Origin of the sequence: uncultured Alistipes sp. (assembly GCF_949296715.1) — a bacterium.
Lineage (GTDB): Bacteria > Bacteroidota > Bacteroidia > Bacteroidales > Rikenellaceae > Alistipes.
The window spans coordinates 19,437-40,729 of sequence record NZ_CASFQD010000004.1; the positions used below are offsets into that span (position 1 = coordinate 19,437).

The following is a 21,293-nucleotide window of genomic DNA, read 5'->3' on the forward strand; positions in this document are numbered from 1 at the left end:
TTGCGGCGGAGGGGGGATGTCTTCCGGATGCGGATCATCCGGCGGACGGTTTACCGGTTGAGAAGCAGGAGCAGCGCCAGCGGCAGGTAGTCTTTCAGCGAGAGACGCAGCAGGTGCAGGGCCGACTGCATCTCGCTGGTGACCTGCCGGACGGACATGCCGCGTTCTTCGGCAATCTCCTGATAGGTCATGTTCCGGAAGCGGTTTGCGAGGAACACCTCGCGCGTAGTGCCCGGCATGCGGTCGATGCACTCGCGGAAGAGCGTCTCCACCTCGCTGGCGTAGAGCCGGCCCGGGTCGCAGCTCTCCAGCGAGTTGATTTCGTAGGTCAGCATGCGGTAGCTCGTGTCGTGGATGTTCTGCCGGATTTTCGTCTGGGTCTGTTCCGAACGGAGGTAGTCGAGGCATTTGCGGACAAGAATCTGGAACAGGTAGGCCTCGAAGTTCTCCGTGAGGATTTCGCTTCGCTTCTCCCACAGCCTTACGAAACTGTCGTTCACGAGGTCCTCGGCAATCGACCTGTCGTGCACGTAGGAGTTGGCTACCGTGACGAAGAGGCCCCGGCACTTGTGGAACAGCCGTCCGAACTCCTCTTCGCTGAGCATCCTTTTATGTGTCTGCTTCTCGGGCATGGAGATAATTTATAACAAATGTAACGGTTTGTTCTTTGATTTGCAAGCGGCCTTTTCCGCTTTTCGGAGTTCCTGCAAAAAATTTTTATCTGCCCGTTTTTGTTTGCCCGTCGTGTCTGATATGTTTACTGCTGAATTTCAAATCCTTAAATTATTAAAATTATTTCAAATATTTGTTAAAATATTTTTTATGTCAAAAGGGCTCTTTTTTGGTGTAAAGAGCCCGCCTTCGGTCGTCTATATAATGATATGGAAGACGAGTTACTGTACCGATACTTTAACAACGAGGCTGCACCCGAGGAGGTGCGGCGGATCGAGGCATGGCTCAGGGAGGACCCCGCGCATCAGCGCGAGTTCGACGCCATGCACATGCTTTTCAATGCGAGTGTGCTCCGGCAGGCGCGATACGACATGCCCGGGCGGAAGAAGGCTCCCGTATGGACGCTGCGGCGGATCGGCCGTGTGGCCGTGCGCGTGGCTGCTGCGCTGGTGCTGGTCGCCGGGGCGGGCTATGCCGGCGGCCGCATCATGCAGGAGGGTGTCTACCGCGAGATGGCCGACCGGATCAACGTGCTCGAGGTTCCGGCCGGACAGCGCATGTCAATCACGCTCGAAGACGGTACGCTCGTATGGCTCAACGGCGGCTCCCGCATGGAGTATCCGGTGCTTTTCGCCCGCGACGAGCGCCACGTGAAGCTCTCGGGCGAGGCGCTGTTCGATGTGGCCCACGATGCGGAGCATCCCTTCGTCGTCGAGACCTTCGCCTCGGAGATCGAGGTGCTCGGCACGAAATTCAACGTCTATGCCGACGACGAGAACGGCCGTTTCACGACGACGCTCGCCGAAGGAAAAATCCGCGCCAAGAACCTCGTCGGAAACCGCCAGGAACAGATTGTCTTGAATCCCAATGAGATGGTGCGCCTCGTCAACGGCCACCTCGTCCCGTCGAAGGTCGCCGACCTGGACGCCCTGTGCTGGACCGAGGGCTATATCAACATCCGCAACGTGGCCTTCGAGGAGCTCATGGAGCGTTTCGAGAACGCCTACGACGTGCGCATCGTGATCGACCGTCCGACGATGCCCGCCATCGGGTACGCCAGCGGAAAGATACGCACTTCGGAGGGCGTCGACTTCGCCCTGCACCTGCTCCAGCAGGCGTGCGACTTCTCCTACACGAAGGATGTGGCGAGCAACACGATAACGATTCATTAAACATAAGTCAATTACCCGTAAAAAACTACTTGCCTATGATCTGATGCCAGCTGTATTCTGAACGGCGCATCTGGCCTGCCCGAAGGAGAATGACGGCAGCCCCCCGACATGATGAAGCCGCAGTACAATTCTCTAACCTATTACCTTAATTTTATGAATTTATGAATAAAACAGTATTCCACAAAATTTGTACACTGTTTCGATTCGCACTAACCCTGGTCCTGTGTGCAGGAAGCCTCTCGGTGTTCGCCCAGTCCCAGGATCTGGTGACCATCAACCTGAAAAACGTACCTATTGAACAGGTCATGCGCGAACTCGAGCAGCAGACCAAGTATGTGTTTCTGAACAAGGACGTCGACGTCAAGCAGACCGTAAGTCTCGACGTGAAGGAGATGCCCGTTCCCGAAGCACTCTCCGCTCTTTTCTCCTCGCGGAACATCGATTTCAAGATCGAGGCCAAGCACATCGTCATCTCCAACAAGAGTGCCGCCCGCACGTCGGACGGTCCGGTAGTCGTGGAGGGTCAGGTGCTTGACGCCTCGAACCTTCCGGTCATCGGTGCCGCCGTCATCATCAAGGGCACGACGATCGGTGTGAGCACCGACATCGACGGCCGCTTCAGCCTGCAGGTTCCCCCCCCCGCGGATGCTGCCGTGCTGGTAATCAACTACCTGGGTTACGAAGAGGTTGAGATTCCCGTAGGCAACCGCACGCGCATCGACGTGACGCTCAAGGAGGAGTCGCAGGTGGTCGACGCCGTCGTGGTGACCGCCCTCGGTATCAAGCGTTCGGAGAAGGCCCTGTCGTACAACGTGCAGCAGGTCGACTCGGAGAGCATCCTCGCCAACAAGGACGTCAACTTCATCAACTCGCTCAACGGCAAGGTGGCCGGTGTGACGATCAACGCTTCGTCGTCGGGTGTCGGCGGTGCCTCGAAGGTCGTCATGCGTGGTGAGAAGTCCATCCTCCAGTCGTCGAACGCCCTCTACGTGATCGACGGTGTGCCGATGTACGCCTCGACGTCGAGCGCCGGTACGGAGTTCTCTTCGCAGGGTACTTCGGAGCCCATCGCCGACATCAACCCCGAGGACATCGAGTCGATGTCGGTGCTGAACGGTGCCGCCGCAGCCGCCCTTTACGGTTCGGATGCCGCCAACGGTGCCATCATCATCACCACGAAGAAGGGTAAGGCCGGCACGTTGAGCGTGACCGTATCGAGCAACACGGAGGTCTCGATGCCGTTCGTCATGCCGCAGTTCCAGACCCGCTACGGTACGGGCGACCTCTCGTCGAGCGAGGGTTCGGCAACGTACAGCTGGGGTGCCCGTCTGAACAAGTTCAACTACCAGGGCTACGACCCCTATGACGACTACTTCCAGGTCGGTGTGACCGGCACGGAGAGCGTGTCGCTTTCGACCGGTACGGAGAAGAACCAGACCTATTTCTCGGCCGCTTCGGTCAACTCGCGCGGTATCGTGCCCAACAACAGCTACGACCGCTACAACTTCACGTTCCGCAACACGACCTCGTTCCTCAAGGACAAGATGACGCTCGACGTGAGCGCCAGCTACGTCAAGCAGGAGGACCGCAACATGACCAACCAGGGTATCTACAACAACCCGCTGGTCGGCGCCTACCTCTTCCCGCGCGGCAACGACTGGAACGACATCAAGATGTATGAGCGCTACGACGCCGCCCGCAAGATTTACACGCAGTACTGGCCCGTGGGCGATGCCGGCATGACGATGCAGAACCCCTACTGGATCAACTACCGCAACCTGCGCGAGAACAGCAAGGACCGCTACATGCTCAGTGCACAGCTCTCGTATGACATTCTCGACTGGCTGAACGTCTCGGGCCGTCTGCGCATCGACAACTCGGTGAACGACTATACCGAGAAGTTCTACGCCACGACCAACACGCAGCTGACCGAAAGCTCGAACAACGGTCTGTACGGCATCACCCGCACGAAGGACCGCCAGACCTACGGCGACGTGCTGGTGAACATCAACAAGACCTTCGGTGAGGACTGGTCGCTGCAGGCCAACCTCGGTGCCTCGATCTCGGACATGAAGTCCGACGCCATGAAGGTGCGCGGCCCGATTGCCGACGGCGGCGATGCCTTCGGCGACGAGAAGGTGGGCCTGGCGAACTTCTTTGCCATCCAGAACCTCTCGCCCAGCCGCACGGAGCGCATGCAGGAGGGCTGGCGCGAGCAGACGCAGTCGGTCTTCCTCTCGGCCGAAATCGGTTACAAGAACACCTACTTCCTCACCCTCACGGGACGTAACGACTGGCCCTCGCAGCTGGCAGGCCCCCGTTCGAACACCTCTTCGTACTTCTATCCCTCGATCGGCGGTTCGGTCGTTCTCTCGCAGATCATCCCGAACATGCCCGAGAACCTCTCGTACATCAAGGTCCGCGGTTCCTACGCATCGGTCGGTGTGGCCTTCGAGCGTTTCCTGGCCAACCCGCGCTACGAGTGGTCGGGCAGCCTGCAGCAGTGGGCCAACACCACGCAGTACCCGATCGAGAACCTGAAGCCCGAGCGCACCAAGTCGTTCGAGGTCGGTCTGAACATGCGTTTCCTCAAGCACTTCGAACTCGACGTGACCTACTATAACGCCAAGACCGCCAACCAGACGTTCGACCCGCAGCTGCCCGTATCGGGCTGGTCGAAGATCTACCTGCAGACCGGTTCGGTACGCAACCAGGGTGTCGAGCTCGCGCTCAACTACCGCAACACGTGGAACAAGTTCTCGTGGAATACGAGCTACACCTTCTCGGCCAACGAGAACAAGATTATCTCGCTCTCGGACAACGCCGTCAACCCCGTGACGGGCGAGACGCTGAACCTCTCGCTGCTGAACATGGGCGGTCTGGGCGACACGCGTTTCCTGCTCAAGGAGGGCGGTACGATGGGTGACCTCTACTCGCTCGTCGACCTGAAGCGCGACAGCAACAACAACATCTACGTCGACCAGAACGGCCAGCTGGCAACCGAGAAGCTCTCGTCGGACCGCTACATCAAGCTGGGTTCCGTGCTGCCCGATGCCAACATGGCATGGCGCAACGACTTCCGCTGGAACAACTTCAACTTCGGATTCATGGTATCGGCCCGTCTGGGCGGCGTCGTCTTCTCGCGCACGCAGGCCATGCTCGACAACTACGGTGTGTCGGAGGCTACGGCTGCGGCCCGCGACCTGGGCTACGTCTCGATCAACGGCGGCGACCGCATCGACCCGCAGGTATGGTACACGACCGTCGGCGGCGGCAACTCCATCCCGCAGTACTACACCTACTCGGCTACGAACGTCCGCCTGCAGGAGGCTTCGATCGGCTATACGATCCCGCGCAAGGCGCTGCGTGGCGTCTGCGAGATCACCGTATCGCTCGTGGGCCGCAACCTGTGGATGATCTACAACAAGGCGCCGTTCGATCCGGAGAGCATCGCCACGACGGGCAACTTCTATCAGGGTATCGACTACTTCATGATGCCTTCGATGCGCAACATCGGTTTCAACGTGCGACTCAAATTCTAAAGACTTACGACCATGAAACATACAATCAGCAAGATATTTGCCGGCGCACTGCTCCTGGGCACCGTGTCGTGTACGGCGAATTATTTGGACATCAACTCGAACCCCTACCAGCCGGGCGACCTGACGGCCGACGACTACGCGCTGGGGTCGGCCATGAACTCGCTGGCCGGCGGTGTGATCTCGTCGGACGTCAACACGACGCAGTTCACCGAGGCCCTGATGGGCGGTCCGATGGCCGGATACTTTGCTCCCGCGAATGCCGGTTGGAAGAACACCATCGCCAACTACAACCCGACGGACGACTGGACCAACGTGCTGCTCAAGTCTGGCAAGGTGATTCCGGTGATCTATACCAACCTCGGCATCATCGAGACCGTCTCGGAGCAGACCGGTTCGCCCGTGCCCCTGGCCATCGCCAACATCATCAAGGTAGCCGCCATGCACCGCATTACGGATACCTACGGCCCGATTCCCTACTCGAAAATCGGTGCCGACGGCAGCATCAACACGCCCTATGACTCGGTTGAGGAGATTTACATGACCTTCTTCGACGAGCTCGACGCGTCGATCGCCACGCTGAACGAGAATTCGGAGTACAAGCTCGTGGCTACGGCCGACTACGTCTACAGCGGTGACATCAAGAAGTGGATCCGTTTCGCCAACTCGCTCAAGCTGCGTCTTGCCATCCGTATCGCCAACGTCAGCCCCGATGTGGCCCGCGAGAAGGCCGAGGAGGCTGTCAACGATCCGGGCGGTCTGATCACGTCGAATGCCGACAACGCCGCATGGAACTACTTCGGCAGCGTGCAGAACCCGCTCTTCGTGGCCGTGAACTACAACCCCGCCACGCACGATGACGGTACGCAGTGTATCACGACGGGTGATACGCACGCCGCAGCCGATATCATCTGCTACATGAACGGATACTCCGATCCCCGCCGCGAGATGTACTTCACCAAGAGCGAGTGGGAGGGTTACGACTATGTGGGCCTGCGTCACGGTATCGTGATTCCCGACCACAACACCATCGGTCACAAGTTCTCGGGCCCGAACGTCAAGGCCAGCGATGCTCTGCAGTGGATGAACGCCGCCGAGGTTGCCTTCCTGCGCGCCGAGGGTGTCGCCGTCTACGGCTTCAACATGGGCGGCACGGCCAAGGATTTCTACGAGCAGGGTGTCCGCCTGTCGTTCGAGCAGTGGGGCGTAACGGGAGCCGATACCTACCTGGCACAGGAGACGGCTCTGCCCGAGCTTTACGACGATCCGTCGGGTTCGAACGACTACAACGTGCAGCTCTCGACGCTTTCGGTAAAATGGGTTGACGGTTCGGTGGATGAGATGCAGGAGCGCATCCTGATCCAGAAGTGGATCGCCAACTATCCGCTGGGCAACGAGGCCTGGGCCGACTACCGCCGCACGGGGTATCCGCACCTGATTCCCGCTACCGCCGCCGGCAACATGAGCAACGGCGAGGTGGATTCCAACCGCGGTGCACGCCGTATGCGTTATCCGCTTGACGAGTATGTCAGCAACGCGCAGAACGTACAGAATGCCGTATCCACGCTGCTGGGCGGTCCCGACCTGATGTCGACCGACCTGTGGTGGGCGAAAAAGAACTAATTAACCGAAAACCGACAACTATGAAAAATATTGTAAAGAAAGGCTTGCGATTTTCCGCACTGTTTGCCGCATCGGCCCTGCTTCTGGCTGGGTGCAGCGACTGGACGGAATATGAAAGTCTCGAGATAAAGACCCCGACGATGGACGAGGGACTTTATGCGGACTATGTAAAGAATCTGAAGGCCTACAAGGCCGGTGCCCACAAGATCGCGATGACGTCGTTGGAGAATGCCGTAGATACTCCCGTACACCAGGCTCAGCGTCTTACCGCTCTGCCCGACAGTCTGGACGTCATCCTGCTGAACAATCCCGACAACCTCGACGCCGAGTACGTGCGTGAGATGGGCGAGGTCCGCAAGAAGGGCACGCGCGTCGGATATGCAATCAGTTTCGCCACCATCGAGTCCGAGTGGAGCGAGATGGTCAAGGCCGATGCCACGCTGACTGAGGAGCAGGCCCTGACCTACATTGCCGACCGCACGAACGAGCAGCTCGGCCTGTGCGACAAGTATCGCTATGACGGTGTTGTCTTCACCTATGTGGGCCGTTCGACGGCGAGCATGACCGAGGAGACGCTGGCACAGTACAGCGCCCGTCAGGCTGCCTTCTTCAATACGGTATCGGCATGGCGCGAGAGCCACAAGTCGGCTTTCTTCGCTTACCGCGGCAAGGCGCAGTACCTTGTCGAGGAGAGCAAGTCGCTGCTGCTCGACTGTGACTACATCATTCTGGAAACCACGTCGGCCAGCAACACCTCCGACATGACGATTGCCGCCAATGCGGCGCTTACGGCTCTTGCCGGACTGTCGGAGACCGAACCGTTCGCACCGCGCTTCATCATCACGACCGAGACGACGCGCTATGACGACGAGGACATGATCTACGGATACCTCGGTACGGTTGACGCCAACGGCAATGCCGAGCGTTCGATCCGCGGTGGTGCCGTCTGGGTGGGGCAGCCCTCCGACTTCACGCGTGCAGGCATGCTGATTCTCAATGCACAGTACGACTACTACGACAACACGCCGATCTATTTCCATCTGCGTGAGGCCATTGACATCATGAATCCTTCACCTAAAAACTAATCTTCGCCATGAAATTCGATAAAATATCGCTGACGCTCTTCATGCTTGCCGCCGTGGCTTTCACGGGTTGCGAGAATGAGGATCCCGCGGAACATCATTTTGACAACAAGCTCTACATTTCGTCTGCCATCGTCACCGACGATCTGCTCATCCGCAATGACATTACTGGTGATTCCCGTACGATTTCGGCCCGTCTGGCACTGCCTGCAAAGGAGGATGTGACCGTTACGTTCGAGGCACGCCCCGATTTGGCTGCGAAGTACAACATGATCTACGGTGACAACGCCGTGGGTCTGCCTGCCGAGCACTTCGAAATGTCCGAAACGACCATTTCGATCGGTCAGGGTGACGTGACCGGTGAAGATATCGTTGTGAACTTCCTCAACACAAACGAACTGGACGGCGATCTGCGTTACGTGCTGCCCGTTGTCATCTCCGACATCAAAGGTGTATCGCTGCTCGAGAGTTCGGGTGCCGTATACTTCGTCTTCAAGGGCGCTGCCCTGATCAACGTCGTGGCCAACATCTCCGAGATGTATTTCCCGGTGAACTGGTCGAGCACGGTCAACGTGACCCGATTGCAGACGGTCACCGTCGAGGCGCTCGTCCGTTCGTCCGACTGGGAAGCCGGTCGCGGCAATGCCCTGAGCTCCGTCTTCGGTATTGAGGGCACGTTCCTCGTGCGTATCGGCGACGCCGACCGTCCGCGCAACCAGCTCCAGCTGGTGAACCCCAACGGCAACTGGCCTGCACCCAATGCGGCTCCGGGTCTTCCCGTCAACGAGTGGATCCACATTGCCGTGGTATGGGATGCCACGACCGGTGAGCGCATCTACTACCAGAACGGCGAGGTCGTAGCTTCCGATACGGGTGCGAGCGGCAATGTTTCGCTGAACAACAACTGCTATGTCGGCAAGTCGTATGACGACAGCCGCTGGCTGCCGGGCGAGATTTCCGAGCTGCGCATCTGGAACATCCAGCGCACGAAGGAGCAGATTGCTTCGAACATGTACTCGGTGGATCCGACTACCGAGGGTCTGCTGGCCTACTGGAAATTCAACGAGGGAAGCGGCAACGTCATCAACGACGCCACCGGCAACGGTACGAACCTGACGGGTACGAAGACTCCCGAGTGGGTGAATGTCGAGCTTCCCGAATAATGTCAAGTCAAATTACAATAGCGAAAATCTGTTATGAACTTCAGATATTTTAAAATCCGCACGTTTGCTGCCGCAGCCCTCATGGCCGGAGCACTGCTCGGGGTTGCATGCTCCGAGGAGATCGAGGCCGGAAATCCGATAGATGAGACTCCCTACGAGACCATCTACGAGACGAACGGCTACCTGCTGGATCAGGCCAGCAACAAGTCTGTCGTGACGATCGCTCCGACGGGTCACGAGTACACGGCTACGCTGTCGCTGGGCCTGACACAGGAGTACAATGGAACGCTGTCTGCCGTTGCATCGTTCGACGGGGACTACCTGACGACCTACAATGCCGACAACGGAACGGCCTACCAGCTCTATCCCGCCGAGCTGGTAACCTTCGCCAACGAAGGCGCCTTCACCGTGAACGCCGAGGATGCCTCCAAGGCTACGGTGACGATGACCGTTTCGCCCAGTTCGGAACTCGAGGCCGGTGTCATCTATGCCATTCCGGTGGTCGTGAAGGCCGACGGCATCACGCTCAAGGAGGAGGCTTCGCACTGCCTTTACCTGATCAACGGCGATACGGAGCAGGCCGGGAACTTCGCCGACTGCGACAAGGGCGAAGGTCATCCCAAGGCGTTCCTCTTCTTCGAGGTAAACGGTACCAACCCGCTCAATGCCCTGACCTTCAAGCTCGAGAACGGCAAGCTGCTGTGGGATGTTGTCGTGCTCTTCGCAGCCAACATCAACTGGGATGCCGAGGCCGGCCGTGCCTATGTCAACTGCAACCCGAACGTGCAGTTCCTGCTCGACAACAACGAGACCTATCTCCAGCCGCTGCGCAAGCGCGGTATCAAGGTGCTGCTGGGTCTGCTCGGCAACCACGACCAGGCCGGTCTGGCGCAGCTCTCCGAGATCGGTGCGCGTGACTTCGCCGCCGAAGTGGCCGAGTATGTCTACGCCTACAACCTCGACGGCGTGAACTACGACGACGAGTACTCGACCTCGCCCGATCTGTCGAATCCCTACTTCGCTTCGCGTTCGCAGGAAGCTGCCGCACGCCTGTGCTACGAGACCAAGCAGCTGATGCCCGACAAACTGGTGACGGTCTTCGATTACGGCTCCATGTACGGAGCAGAGAGCGTGGACGGCGTGGATGCCGACGAATGGATCGACGTGGTGGTAGCCAACTACGGCAGCCGCGCCTATCCGATCGGCAACATGACCAATGCCAAGTGCTCGGGCATCTCCATCGAGTTCAACCAGGGATGGCCCTCGATGAATTCCAGCACGGCGCAGAACATCCTTGACCGCAATTACGGCTGGATCATGGGCTTCGCGCTCGCACCGGAGAACTTCGACCGTTCGTATTCCATGCTGTCGGGTGTGGAGACCCTCTACGGCTCGCCGCTGGCCTATCCGACTACCTTCTACAAGAAGGACGATCCGAAGCCGTATGTCTTCCCCGACGATCTGTAATAACCACATAAAACGACTACAACCATGAAAAATATTTGGAAACTGACGCTCCTCTCCGCACTGGTTCTCGGCAGCGGCATGCTTGCGGGCTGCCGCGAGGAGGAGGAGTTGAATCTGGCCGGTTATCCCCAGGTCCCGGTAGGCGTCGCCGTTGCGGATGCGGAGAATGCCGCTGCCGTTACCGTAAAGGGCTCCTACGAGGCAGGAACCGGTGCGTTGGTACTCGACGGTACCTTGAACCGCACCTATACCGTCGCGTTGGCTACGCCCAGCCCGAAGGATGCCACGCTGCGGGTGGAGGCCTTCTCGAAGAATATTCCCGAAGACCGCATCGCCATCAGCGAGACGGAACTGTTCATCCCGGCCGGTGCCATTTCGGCGTCGGTGACCGTATCGTTGGTCGATGACGACATGACCTTCATGGCCGAAGAGGAGGGTGCCCAGACCTATGAGCTGGGTCTCCGTCTGGTCGACATCGAAGGTTCGAAACTCGAAATGGGCCAGACCGAAGCCAAAGTAGTGGTCGAGAAGGAGGCCTATGTGGCCACTGCATCGGTAGTGGGTGTTGACGGCGGAACTACGGCATCGTTCAAGCGCGGCTACATCGACGGGGAATTCGCCAGCGAAGACCCGATCAGCTACGAGTACAAGGTGGTGCTGGACAAACCGGCGCTGCGCGACCTGACCTTTGCGGGCCTCTCCTCCGGTGTTCCCGAAGAGAATGCGGATGATGAGCGCTTCACGCCGCAGACCGTGACGGTCCGTGCCGGCGAACTGGAGTCGGATCCGATTGCGTGGACCATCACGGATGATTTCCTCGGAGCCAACAACGATCCTGCTTCGTTCGAAATCCTGCTTACGATGGTTCCGGAGGGTGAAGACGCTTCGGTCGTGATGTCGGAGCAGACGGGATGTACGATTACCGTCACCAAGGTCTTCGACCGGATGACCTTTGTTGACGCCGTCGATCCGTCATGGACCGAATTCGACACGACGGGTTGGACGATCGATCCCGCTTCCATCGGCAATGTCCTGTTCGACAACAACACCAATACGTACATTGTGGACAGAACGTTTGTGATCGATATGCAGTCCGAGAAATCCATTGCCGGATTCAAGATGACGGCTGTATACAACTACAACGGCTATCTTCCTACGCTATTCAAGATTTCTGTCTCGGATGACGGAGAATCGTGGGTTTCGTGGGGCGAGATGAACCGCTACACTGCACCGACCTCCACGGCATTGTATATTGCACTTGTCAAATCCTCTTCGGCCCGTTATATCAAGTTCGAGGCTTTGCAGGTAACCTGGTACTATTTTGCCGAGTTCGACATCTACGGCAAAAACTGATTGAGTGTTTCACGGTGCCGGTGACGGCGCCGTGAAACCGTCGTTCGAACGGAGACTTTCTGTATCTGAAGGAAAGTCTCCGTTTTTTTGAATGCCGGAATGGTTATATTTGCATTTTTATTCGTATTTTTGGACAAAACTCTGTGATGACAATGAACGTGTCCCGATCCCTCCCTGCAAGCCGGTTCCCCGATGCCGTGTCCCGTGTCGGCAAGCCGGATTGTCCCGGGAATCCCGATCCGGAACCGTCGTCTTTTCCGTCGCCGGCCCGGCGACTTCCTAACCGGTTTTTGCCTATGTCTTCGATCCGTTTTCTTCTCATTGCCGCGATGGCACTCTTCTGTTGTGCCTGCGAACACAGCGCCCGGGAAAATGCGCTGCTTCCCGAACCCGTCGCCGTGCGCGAATATCCGGGCAGCTTCAAGATTCATGAGCCCCTGTCGCTGTGGATCGACGCGCCGGACTCCATAGCCCGGCCTTTGGCCGACTACCTGCGCACGACGCCCATCGAGTGCGTGCGCGAGGAGCGCAAACGCCATGCGGCCAAAAACTACCTGCACCTCCTCCTTTCGAAAGGCGATTCGCTGCCCGAATCTCCGGAAGGGTACGTGCTGGCCATCCGCCCGGCGGGCATCACGGTCCGTTCGCACGGCGAGGCAGGTCTTTTCTACGGATTGCAGACGCTCCTGCAGCTGCATGCGCAGTACGGCGACCGCATCCCGGCGCAGAAGATCACCGACTATCCGCGCTTTGCCTGGCGCGGCCTGCATCTGGACGTCTCGCGCAACTTCTTCGACAAGGAGTTCGTCAAGAAGCAGCTGCGCATGATGGCGTCGCTCAAGCTCAACCGCCTGCACTGGCACCTGACCGACGGTGCCGGCTGGCGCCTGGCCGTCGATGCCTATCCGCGGCTGACGGAGGAGGCTGCCTGGCGTGTCGGCAAAACGTGGCGGGAGTGGCGCAGCGGCGGCAACCGCTATGCCCGTTATGACGATCCCGAAGCTGCGGGCGGCTACTACACGAAGGAGGATGTGCGCGACGTGCTGGCGCTGGCCGACTCGCTGCATATCACCGTCGTGCCCGAAATCGAGATGCCGGGCCATTCGGAGGAGGTGCTGGCCGTCTATCCCGAGCTCTCCTGCTCGGGCAGGCCCGGCGAGAACGGGGAGTTCTGCCTCGGCAACGAGCAGACCTACGTCTTTCTGGAGCGGGTCTTCTCCGAGGTGCTGGAGCTCTTCCCCTCGGAGTTCATCCACATCGGCGGTGACGAAGCCTCGTCGCAGGCATGGATGGCCTGTCCGAAGTGCCGCGCCCTCATGCAGCGCGAAGGGTTGAAGACGCCGGCCGAGCTGCAGGCCTACGCCGTGCACCGCATCGGCCGCTTCCTCGAGGCGCGCGGCCGCCGGCTGGTCGGCTGGGACGAGATTCTCGACGGCGGCATCCCGGCCGATGCCGTCGTGATGTCGTGGCGCGGCGAGGAGGGCGGACGCCGGGCCGCCGCTGCGGGACACGACGTCGTCATGACGCCCGGCAGCCACTGCTACTTCGACGGTTATCAGGACAACCCCATGACCCAGCCGCAGGCCTTTTCGGGCTACCTTCCGCTGTCGAAGGTCTACTCGTATGATCCGGCTCCCGAACAGATGCCGGCCCGCGACCGTGTGCTGGGTGTGCAGGCCAATCTCTGGACGGAGTACATCCCGACCCCGGAGCAGGCCGAATACATGCTCTATCCGCGGGCCTTCGCCCTGGCCGAGGTGGCCTGGAGCCCCGTGGAGAAACGCGACTACGAGGATTTCCGCTCCCGGGCGCTGATCTATACCGAACGGGCGCATGCGGCGGGGTACAATGCCTTCGACCTCGAATCCGAGGAGGGCGAGCGTCCCCAGTCGCTGGAGCCTGTCGAGCACCTGGCCGTCGGCTGTCCGGTGACCTGCGCCACGCCGTGGCACAAGGCCTATTCGGCCGACGGGGCCGCCACGCTGACCGACGGCCGGCACGGCCCGTGGAGCTACGGCGAACGCTGGCTGGGCTTCCTCGACTGCGACGTGGACGTCACGGTGGACCTCGGCGAGGTGAAGCCGATCCGCGAGGTGGCGGCCGACTTCATCCAGTGGTATACGGCGTGGGTGTGGCTGCCCGCACGGGTCGAAATCGAGGTCTCGGATGACGGCGAAACGTTCCGCAGCCTCGGCGTCGTCGAGAACGACTATCCGCAGGAGGAGGAGCGTCCCGAATTCCGCACCTTCGCATGGAAAGGCTCCGACGAAGCCCGCTACGTGCGTTACCATGCCGTGTCGAACGGCCGCGCGGGCGGCTGGCTCTTTACGGACGAGATCGTAATCCGTTGAAACGAACCGACAAATTCCAAATAAATCAGTAACATACTATGCAATCGAAACTTGAAATCATGGGCGAACCCCAGCCCGGCATGCCGTGGGAGGAGCGTCCCGCCGGCTGCCGGAGCGTCGTATGGCGCTACTCGAAAAACCCGATCATCGGCCGCGACGCGCTGTCGACCTCGAACTCGATCTTCAACTCGGCGGTCGTGCCCTTCCGCAAGGGAGAGTACAACTACGCCGGCGTCTTCCGCTGCGACGACACGAACCGCCGCATGCGGCTGCACGTGGGCTTCTCGGTCGACGGCCTGAAGTGGGACATCGACGAGGAGGACATCCGCCTGACGGGTGCCGATCCCGAGGTCGGGGAGTGGGTCTACGGCTACGACCCGCGCGTGGCGAAGATCGGCGACCGCTACTACGTGACGTGGTGCAACGGCTACCACGGCCCGACGATCGGCGTGGCGTGGACCGACGATTTCGCCACGTTCCACCAGCTGGAAAACGCCTTCCTGCCCTATAACCGCAACGGCGTGCTCTTCCCGCGCAAGATCAACGGCAATTACGCAATGCTGTCGCGCCCGAGCGACACGGGACATACGCCCTTCGGCGACATCTTCTATTCTGAGAGCCCCGATCTGACCTACTGGGGCCGTCACCGCCATGTGATGGCGCCCGCCGCGTTCGAACTCTCGGCCTGGCAGTGCATGAAGATCGGTGCCGGTCCGGTGCCCATCGAGACGTCTGAAGGGTGGCTGCTGTTCTACCACGGCGTGCTGCGCTCGTGCAACGGCTACGTCTATGCCTTCGGTTCGGCGCTGCTCGACCGCGACGAGCCGTGGAAGGTGCTGGCCCGCAGCGGCCCGTATCTGATCTCGCCGCGCGAGACTTACGAGTGCATGGGCGACGTGCCCAACGTGACCTTCCCGTGCGCCTCGCTGCACGATCCCGCCACGGGCCGCGTGGCGATCTACTACGGCTGCGCCGACACGGTGACGGGACTGGCCTTCGGCTACATCCCCGAGATCATCGAGTTCACGAAGAAAAACTCGATCCTCTGATGGGCGCGCGACGAATGCTGCGGACGGCGGCGCTCGCACTCCTGCTGGGTGCGGCGCCCGCCCTGGCGCAGACGCCCGCCGAATATGTGGACCCCTTCGTCGGAACGACGAACTTCGGGACGACGAATCCCGGGGCCGTCGTGCCGAACGGCATGATGGCCGTCGTGCCCTTCAATGTGATGGGGTCGGATCTGAACCGCTACGACAAGGATGCACGCTGGTGGTCGACGCCCTACGAGTACCACAACCGATTCTTCACGGGATTCGCCCACGGCGCCTTGAGCGGGGTGGGGTGCCCCGACATGGGCTCGCTGCTAACGATGGCCACGACCGGCGCGCTGGAGGTCGATTACCGCAACTACGGCTCGGAGTACCGCGACGAGGAGGCCTCGCCGGGCTACTACGCCGTGACGCTCTCGAAGTACGGCATCCGCGCCGAGGCGACGGCCACGCCGCGCACGTCGGTCGAGCGCTACACCTTCCCGGGCGGCGAGGGACACCTGCTGCTGAATCTGGGTGAGGGGCTCACGAACGAGTCCGGAGCGATGGTGCGCCGCGTGAGCGCCACCGAGATCGAGGGCATGAAGCTGCTGGGGACGTTCTGCTACAATCCGCAGAAGGTCTTTCCGGTCTACTTCGTGCTGCGCGTCTCGAAGGTCCCCTCGGCCGCGGGCTACTGGAAGAAGCAGCGTCCGATGACGGGCGTCGAGGCCGAGTGGACGCCCGACAACGGCAGGTACAAGCTCTACACGCAGTACGGGCGCGAGCTGGCGGGTGACGACATCGGCTACTGGTTCACGTTCGACGGCCTGCAGGCGGGCGAGCAGATCGAGGTGCGCATGGGCATCTCGTATGTCTCGGCGGAGAACGCCCGCCGCAACCTCGAGGCGGAGCAGGCGGACGGAGCGTCGTTCGACACCCTGCGCGACGCGGCCCTCGGGCGGTGGAACGCCGATCTGGGCCGCATCCGCGTCGAGGGCGGCACGGAGGCGCAGCGCCGCGTCTTCTACACGGCGCTCTACCATGCGCTGATCCACCCGAACCTGCTCAGCGACGTCAACGGCGAGTATCCGCTCATGGAGCGTTCGGGCGAAGTGGGCGTTACCGAGGGCGAGCGCTATACGGTCTTCTCGCTGTGGGACACCTACCGCAACGTGCACCAGCTGCTGACGCTGGTCTACCCCGAGCGGCAGGTGGAGATGGTGCGTTCGATGATCGACATCTACCGCGAGTGGGGCTGGATGCCCCGCTGGGAGCTCTACGGGCGTGAGACCTTCACGATGGAGGGCGACCCGGCCATCCCGGTCATCACGGACACGTGGATGAAGGGGCTGCGCGACTTCGACATCGGGACCGCCTACGAGGCCTTCCGCAAGTCGGCGACGACGCCCGGTGCGCAGAATCTCCTGCGGCCCGACATCGACCCCTACATCGAGCGGGGCTACATCCCGCTGGGCTTCTATGCGCAGGATTTGGCCGGCGACGTTTCGGTGTCGCACGCGCTGGAGTACTACGTCGCCGATGCGGCGCTGGCGCGGCTGGCCGATTCGCTCGGCCACCGCGAGGATGCAAGCCTGTTCCGCGAACGCTCGCTCGGATACCGCCACTACTACGACAAGGAGTACGGCACACTGCGCCCGATCATGCCCGACGGGTCGTTCCTCACGCCCTTCGATCCGAAGGCCGGCGAGAACTTCTCGGCGGCGCCCGGCTTCCACGAAGGCTCGGCCTGGAACTACACGTTCTACGTGCCGCACGACGTCGAGGGGCTGGTCCGGCTCATGGGCGGACGCAAGCGCTTCGTCGAGAAGTTGCAGATGGTCTTCGACGAGGGCCTCTACGACCCGGCGAACGAACCCGACATCGCCTATGCGTACCTCTTCAGCCGCTTCCCCGGCGAGGCGTGGCGCACGCAGCGCGAGACGCGGCGTCTGTTGGAGCGATACTTCACGGTCGAGCCCGACGGCATTCCGGGCAACGACGACACGGGCACGATGTCGGCCTGGGCGGTCTTCACGATGCTGGGCTTCTATCCCGACTGTCCGGGCGAGGCGGCCTACACGCTGACGGCCCCGACGTTCGACCGGGCGGAGATCGACACGCCGCAGGGCACGCTCACGATCGAGAAGCACGGCGAAGGCTACATCCGGCGGATGACGCTCGGCGGCCGTCCGCTGTCGAAATACCGCCTCACGCACGACGAACTGCTGCGGGGCGGCACACTGACTTTTGAACTCAACAACGAAACGAACAAATAGATGAACCTGTCAAGAATTTTCCTCATTGCGGCTCTCGGGCTGGCCTCCTGTGCGCAGCCCGCGGCCGACGACGACCTGACCCGGTACGTCGATCCCAAAATCGGAACGGGCGGCCACGGCCACGTCTTCGTGGGCGCGAACGTGCCGTTCGGTCTGGTGCAGCTCGGGCCCACGAGCATCCCGCAGGAGTGGGACTGGACCTCGGGCTACCACGAGTCGGACTCGACCGTCATCGGATTCTCGCACACGCATTTGAGCGGTACGGGTATCGGCGACCTGTTCGACGTGACGGTCATGCCCGTCGTGGGCGAGGTGACCTGCGCCCGCGGTATGGCCGATGATCCCGCCTCGGGCATGTGGTCCTATGCCGACCGCACGAAGGAGGTCGTGCGCCCGGGCTACTACTCGGTGCCGCTCGTGCGCTACGGCATCACGGCCGAGATGACGGCCACCTCGCGCGTGGGCTTCCACCGCTACACCTTCCCTGCTGCGGACGATGCCGCGGTGATCTTCGACCTGGAGAACGGCGGCTGCTGGGACAAGGCCACCGAGACCCACATCGAGCCGTCGGGCGACAGCCGCCTCGTGGGCTGGCGCTACTCGTCGGGCTGGGCCAAGGACCAGCGCGTGTGGTTCGTCGCCGAGTTCTCGCGCCCCTTCGCCTCGTTCGAGCAGGTCGGCGAGCACTACGCCCGCGTGAACTTCGACACGACGGAGGGTGGGCAGCTGATGCTGAAGGTCGCCCTTTCGCCCGTGAGCGTCGAGGGCGCCGAGGCGAACCTCGCGGCGGAGCTTCCCGGCTGGGACTTCGACGCGACGGCCGCTGCGGCGGCTGCGGCGTGGAACGCGCAACTCGCGAAGGTGAAGATCACGACGTCGGACGAGACGGCCAAGCGCATCTTCTATACGGGCCTTTACCACACGATGGTCGCTCCGTCGGAGTTCTGCGACGTGAACGGCGACTACCGCGGGGCCGACGGCGCCGTGCACCGCAATCCCGGCCATACGACCTACACGACCTTCTCGTTGTGGGATACCTACCGCGCGGCCATGCCGCTGATGACGATCCTGCATCCGGACCGCATGCCCGACATCGTCAACACGATGCTCGCGATCGCCGACGAGCAGGGCCGCCTGCCCGTATGGCACCTCTGGGGCAACGAGACCGACTGCATGGTGGGCAATCCGGGGATTCCGGTCGTCGCTGACGCCATCGTCAAGGGAATCGGGGGCTTCGACCGCGAGCGGGCCTTCGAGGCAATCCGCCGCACGGCGATGAACCCCGACCGCGGCAACGGCCTGCGGATGAAGTACGGCTATATCCCGTGCGACCTGTTCAACGAGGCCGTGGCCTACGACATGGAGTATGCGCTGGCCGACGGCGCCGCCGCCCGGGCTGCCGAGGCGCTCGGCCGCGAGGAGGATGCCCGCTACTTCACGGAACGGAGCCACTCCTACCGCAACTACTTCGACCCGTCGACGGGCTTCATGCGCGGACGTGACAGCCGCCGCGGATGGCGCACGCCCTTCAACCCGTTTGCCTCGACGCACCGCGCCGACGACTACTGCGAGGGCAACGCCTGGCAGTACACGTGGCTCGTGCCGCACGATGTCGCCGGGCTCGAGGCCTGCTTCGGCAGCCGGGCCCGCATGATAGGCAAGCTCGACTCGCTCTTCACGGTGAGCTCCGTGGTCGAGGGTGCCGAGACCTCGCCCGACATTTCGGGCCTGATCGGGCAGTATGCCCACGGCAACGAGCCGAGCCACCACATCCTCTACCTCTACACGATGCTGGGCCAGCCGTGGAAGACGGCCGAGAAGGTCCGCGAGGTGCTCACGACGCTCTACCACGACCAGCCCGACGGCTTGTCGGGCAACGAGGATGTCGGCCAGATGTCGGCCTGGTACATTCTCTCGTCGCTTGGCATGTACGAGGTCGAGCCGGCGGGCGGCCGCTACTGGTTCGGGTCGCCGCTCTTTGACCGCGCGGAGATCGCGGTGCCGGGCGGCACCTTCACGATCGTGGCCGAGAACAACTCGTCGGAGAACAAGTACATCCGCCGCGTATGGCTCAACGGACGCCCCTGGACGAAGCCCTGGATCGGGCATGCGGAGGTGATGGCGGGCGGCGAGCTGCGCTTCGAGATGGACGACGAGCCCCACGTGTGGTATTGTCCGCAGGAGCCGGAGCAGTATGCCGACCAGCGGCCCGCGGCGGAAGAGCGGCTCTTCTGCTCGGAAGCCGTCGAGCAGGAGATCGCCCGCGTGTGCGGCCTGCTGACCAACGAGCGCCTGCGCTGGATGTTCGCCAACTGCTTCCCCAATACGCTCGACACGACGGTGCACTACCGTGAGGACGGGGAGGGCAATCCCGACACCTACGTCTACACGGGTGACATTCCGGCCATGTGGCTGCGCGACTCGGGGGCCCAGGTGTGGCCCTACGTGCAGCTGTGCGGCGGTGACCCTGCGCTGCAGAAGATGATCGCCGGGGTGATCCGCCGGCAGTTCCGCCTGATCAACATCGACCCCTACGCCAACGCCTTCAACGACGGCCCGACGGGTGCCGGCGAGGATGTCGGCTACCCGGGCCACGTGCAGAGCCCGTGGGTCTTCGAGCGCAAGTGGGAGATCGACTCGCACTGCTATCCGATCCGTCTGGCGCACCACTACTGGAAAACCACGGGCGATGTGTCGGTCTTCGATGCGGAGTGGGTGGCGGCCATGCGCAACATCCTCACGACGCTGCGCGACCAGCAGATGAAGGAGGGTCCGGGCGACTACACCTTCCTGCGCGTCACGGACCGTCAGCTCGACACGCGCTGCCATGTGGGCCGCGGCAATCCGGTGAAGCCCGTGGGGCTCATCTCGTCGGCCTTCCGTCCGTCGGATGACGCCACAACCTTCGGGTTCCTCGTGCCGTCGAACTTCATGGCCGTCTCGTCGCTGCGCAAGGCCGCAGAGATTCTCTCGACGGTCAACGGCGAGCAGGAGCTTGCCGCCGATTGCACGGCTCTGGCCGACGAGGTGGCTGTCGCCCTGCAGCAGTACGCCGTCGTCGAGCATCCCGTTTACGGGAAGATCTACGCCTTCGAGGTCGACGGATTCGGCAGCGTGCAGCTCATGGACGACGCCAACGTGCCGTCGCTGCTGGCCATGCCCTACCTGGGCGATGTCGAGCGCACGGACCCCGTCTACGAGAATACGCGCCGCTTCGTCTGGAGCACCGACAACCCCTACTTCTGGCGCGGTGCGGCAGGCGAGGGCATCGGCGGCCCGCACATCGGTGTGGAGATGATCTGGCCGATGAGCATCATGATGCGCGCCTTCACCTCGACCGACGACGCCGAAATCCGCGACTGCATCATCGCCCTGATGACCACCGACGCCGGTACGGGCTTCATGCACGAGTCCTTCTCGCGTCACAACGCCGCCGACTTCACGCGCGCCTGGTTCGCCTGGCAGAACACCCTCTTCGGGGAGCTGATCCTCAAGCTGGTGAACGACGGCAAGGTCGACCTGCTCAACTCGATTGACTGACCCGCAAAAAACGAAAAACCCGAA

General features: G+C 61.6%; 12 protein-coding genes. 11 read left to right on the plus strand and 1 reads right to left on the minus strand.

The window, feature by feature from the left end; translation table 11 throughout:
• Positions 1 to 50: 50 nt before the first annotated feature.
• Positions 51 to 605, minus strand: coding sequence for an RNA polymerase sigma-70 factor (locus Q1Y33_RS00480; protein ID WP_300797223.1), 555 nt, complete (start codon positions 603 to 605; stop codon positions 51 to 53).
• Between the two features lie 276 nt (positions 606 to 881).
• Here Q1Y33_RS00480 and Q1Y33_RS00485 point away from each other — a divergent pair, with 276 nt between their 5' ends.
• From Q1Y33_RS00485 to Q1Y33_RS00535, 11 genes are all read left to right on the plus strand, one after another.
• On the plus strand, positions 882 to 1,844 hold the full coding sequence (locus Q1Y33_RS00485) for a FecR family protein (RefSeq protein ID WP_300797225.1): 963 nt from the start codon (positions 882 to 884) through the stop codon (positions 1,842 to 1,844).
• Positions 1,845 to 2,005: 161 nt separating this feature from the next.
• Positions 2,006 to 5,386, plus strand: a complete 3,381-nt coding sequence (locus Q1Y33_RS00490) for a TonB-dependent receptor (protein ID WP_300797226.1) — start codon at positions 2,006 to 2,008, stop codon at positions 5,384 to 5,386.
• Between the two features lie 12 nt (positions 5,387 to 5,398).
• Positions 5,399 to 7,006, plus strand: coding sequence for a SusD/RagB family nutrient-binding outer membrane lipoprotein (locus Q1Y33_RS00495; RefSeq protein ID WP_300797228.1), 1,608 nt, complete (start codon positions 5,399 to 5,401; stop codon positions 7,004 to 7,006).
• 20 nt (positions 7,007 to 7,026) lie between these two features.
• Entirely contained in the window at positions 7,027 to 8,091 is a 1,065-nt protein-coding gene (locus Q1Y33_RS00500; RefSeq protein WP_300797230.1) for a glycoside hydrolase family 18, read from the plus strand.
• A gap of 8 nt (positions 8,092 to 8,099) precedes the next feature.
• Positions 8,100 to 9,251 carry a DUF1735 and LamG domain-containing protein gene (locus Q1Y33_RS00505; RefSeq protein WP_300797232.1) on the plus strand — a complete coding sequence of 384 codons (1,152 nt, stop codon included), beginning with the start codon at positions 8,100 to 8,102 and terminating at the stop codon, positions 9,249 to 9,251.
• A 33-nt stretch (positions 9,252 to 9,284) separates the two neighbouring features.
• A complete protein-coding gene (locus Q1Y33_RS00510) occupies positions 9,285 to 10,718 on the plus strand; it encodes a DUF1735 domain-containing protein (RefSeq protein ID WP_300797233.1) in 1,434 nt (477 codons plus the stop codon).
• 24 nt (positions 10,719 to 10,742) lie between these two features.
• Positions 10,743 to 12,071, plus strand: coding sequence for a DUF4989 domain-containing protein (locus Q1Y33_RS00515; RefSeq protein WP_300797235.1), 1,329 nt, complete (start codon positions 10,743 to 10,745; stop codon positions 12,069 to 12,071).
• A 296-nt stretch (positions 12,072 to 12,367) separates the two neighbouring features.
• Positions 12,368 to 14,422, plus strand: coding sequence for a family 20 glycosylhydrolase (locus Q1Y33_RS00520; RefSeq protein WP_300797237.1), 2,055 nt, complete (start codon positions 12,368 to 12,370; stop codon positions 14,420 to 14,422).
• Between the two features lie 38 nt (positions 14,423 to 14,460).
• Positions 14,461 to 15,471 carry a glycoside hydrolase family 130 protein gene (locus tag Q1Y33_RS00525; RefSeq protein WP_300797238.1) on the plus strand — a complete coding sequence of 337 codons (1,011 nt, stop codon included), beginning with the start codon at positions 14,461 to 14,463 and terminating at the stop codon, positions 15,469 to 15,471.
• 14 nt (positions 15,472 to 15,485) lie between these two features.
• The gene (locus Q1Y33_RS00530) at positions 15,486 to 17,729 is read left to right on the plus strand and encodes a GH92 family glycosyl hydrolase (protein ID WP_300797250.1); all 2,244 of its coding nucleotides are present in this window, start codon (positions 15,486 to 15,488) and stop codon (positions 17,727 to 17,729) included.
• Positions 17,730 to 21,269, plus strand: coding sequence for a GH92 family glycosyl hydrolase (locus Q1Y33_RS00535; protein WP_300797240.1), 3,540 nt, complete (start codon positions 17,730 to 17,732; stop codon positions 21,267 to 21,269). It abuts the gene before it with no gap.
• The last annotated feature ends 24 nt before the right edge of the window (positions 21,270 to 21,293 follow it).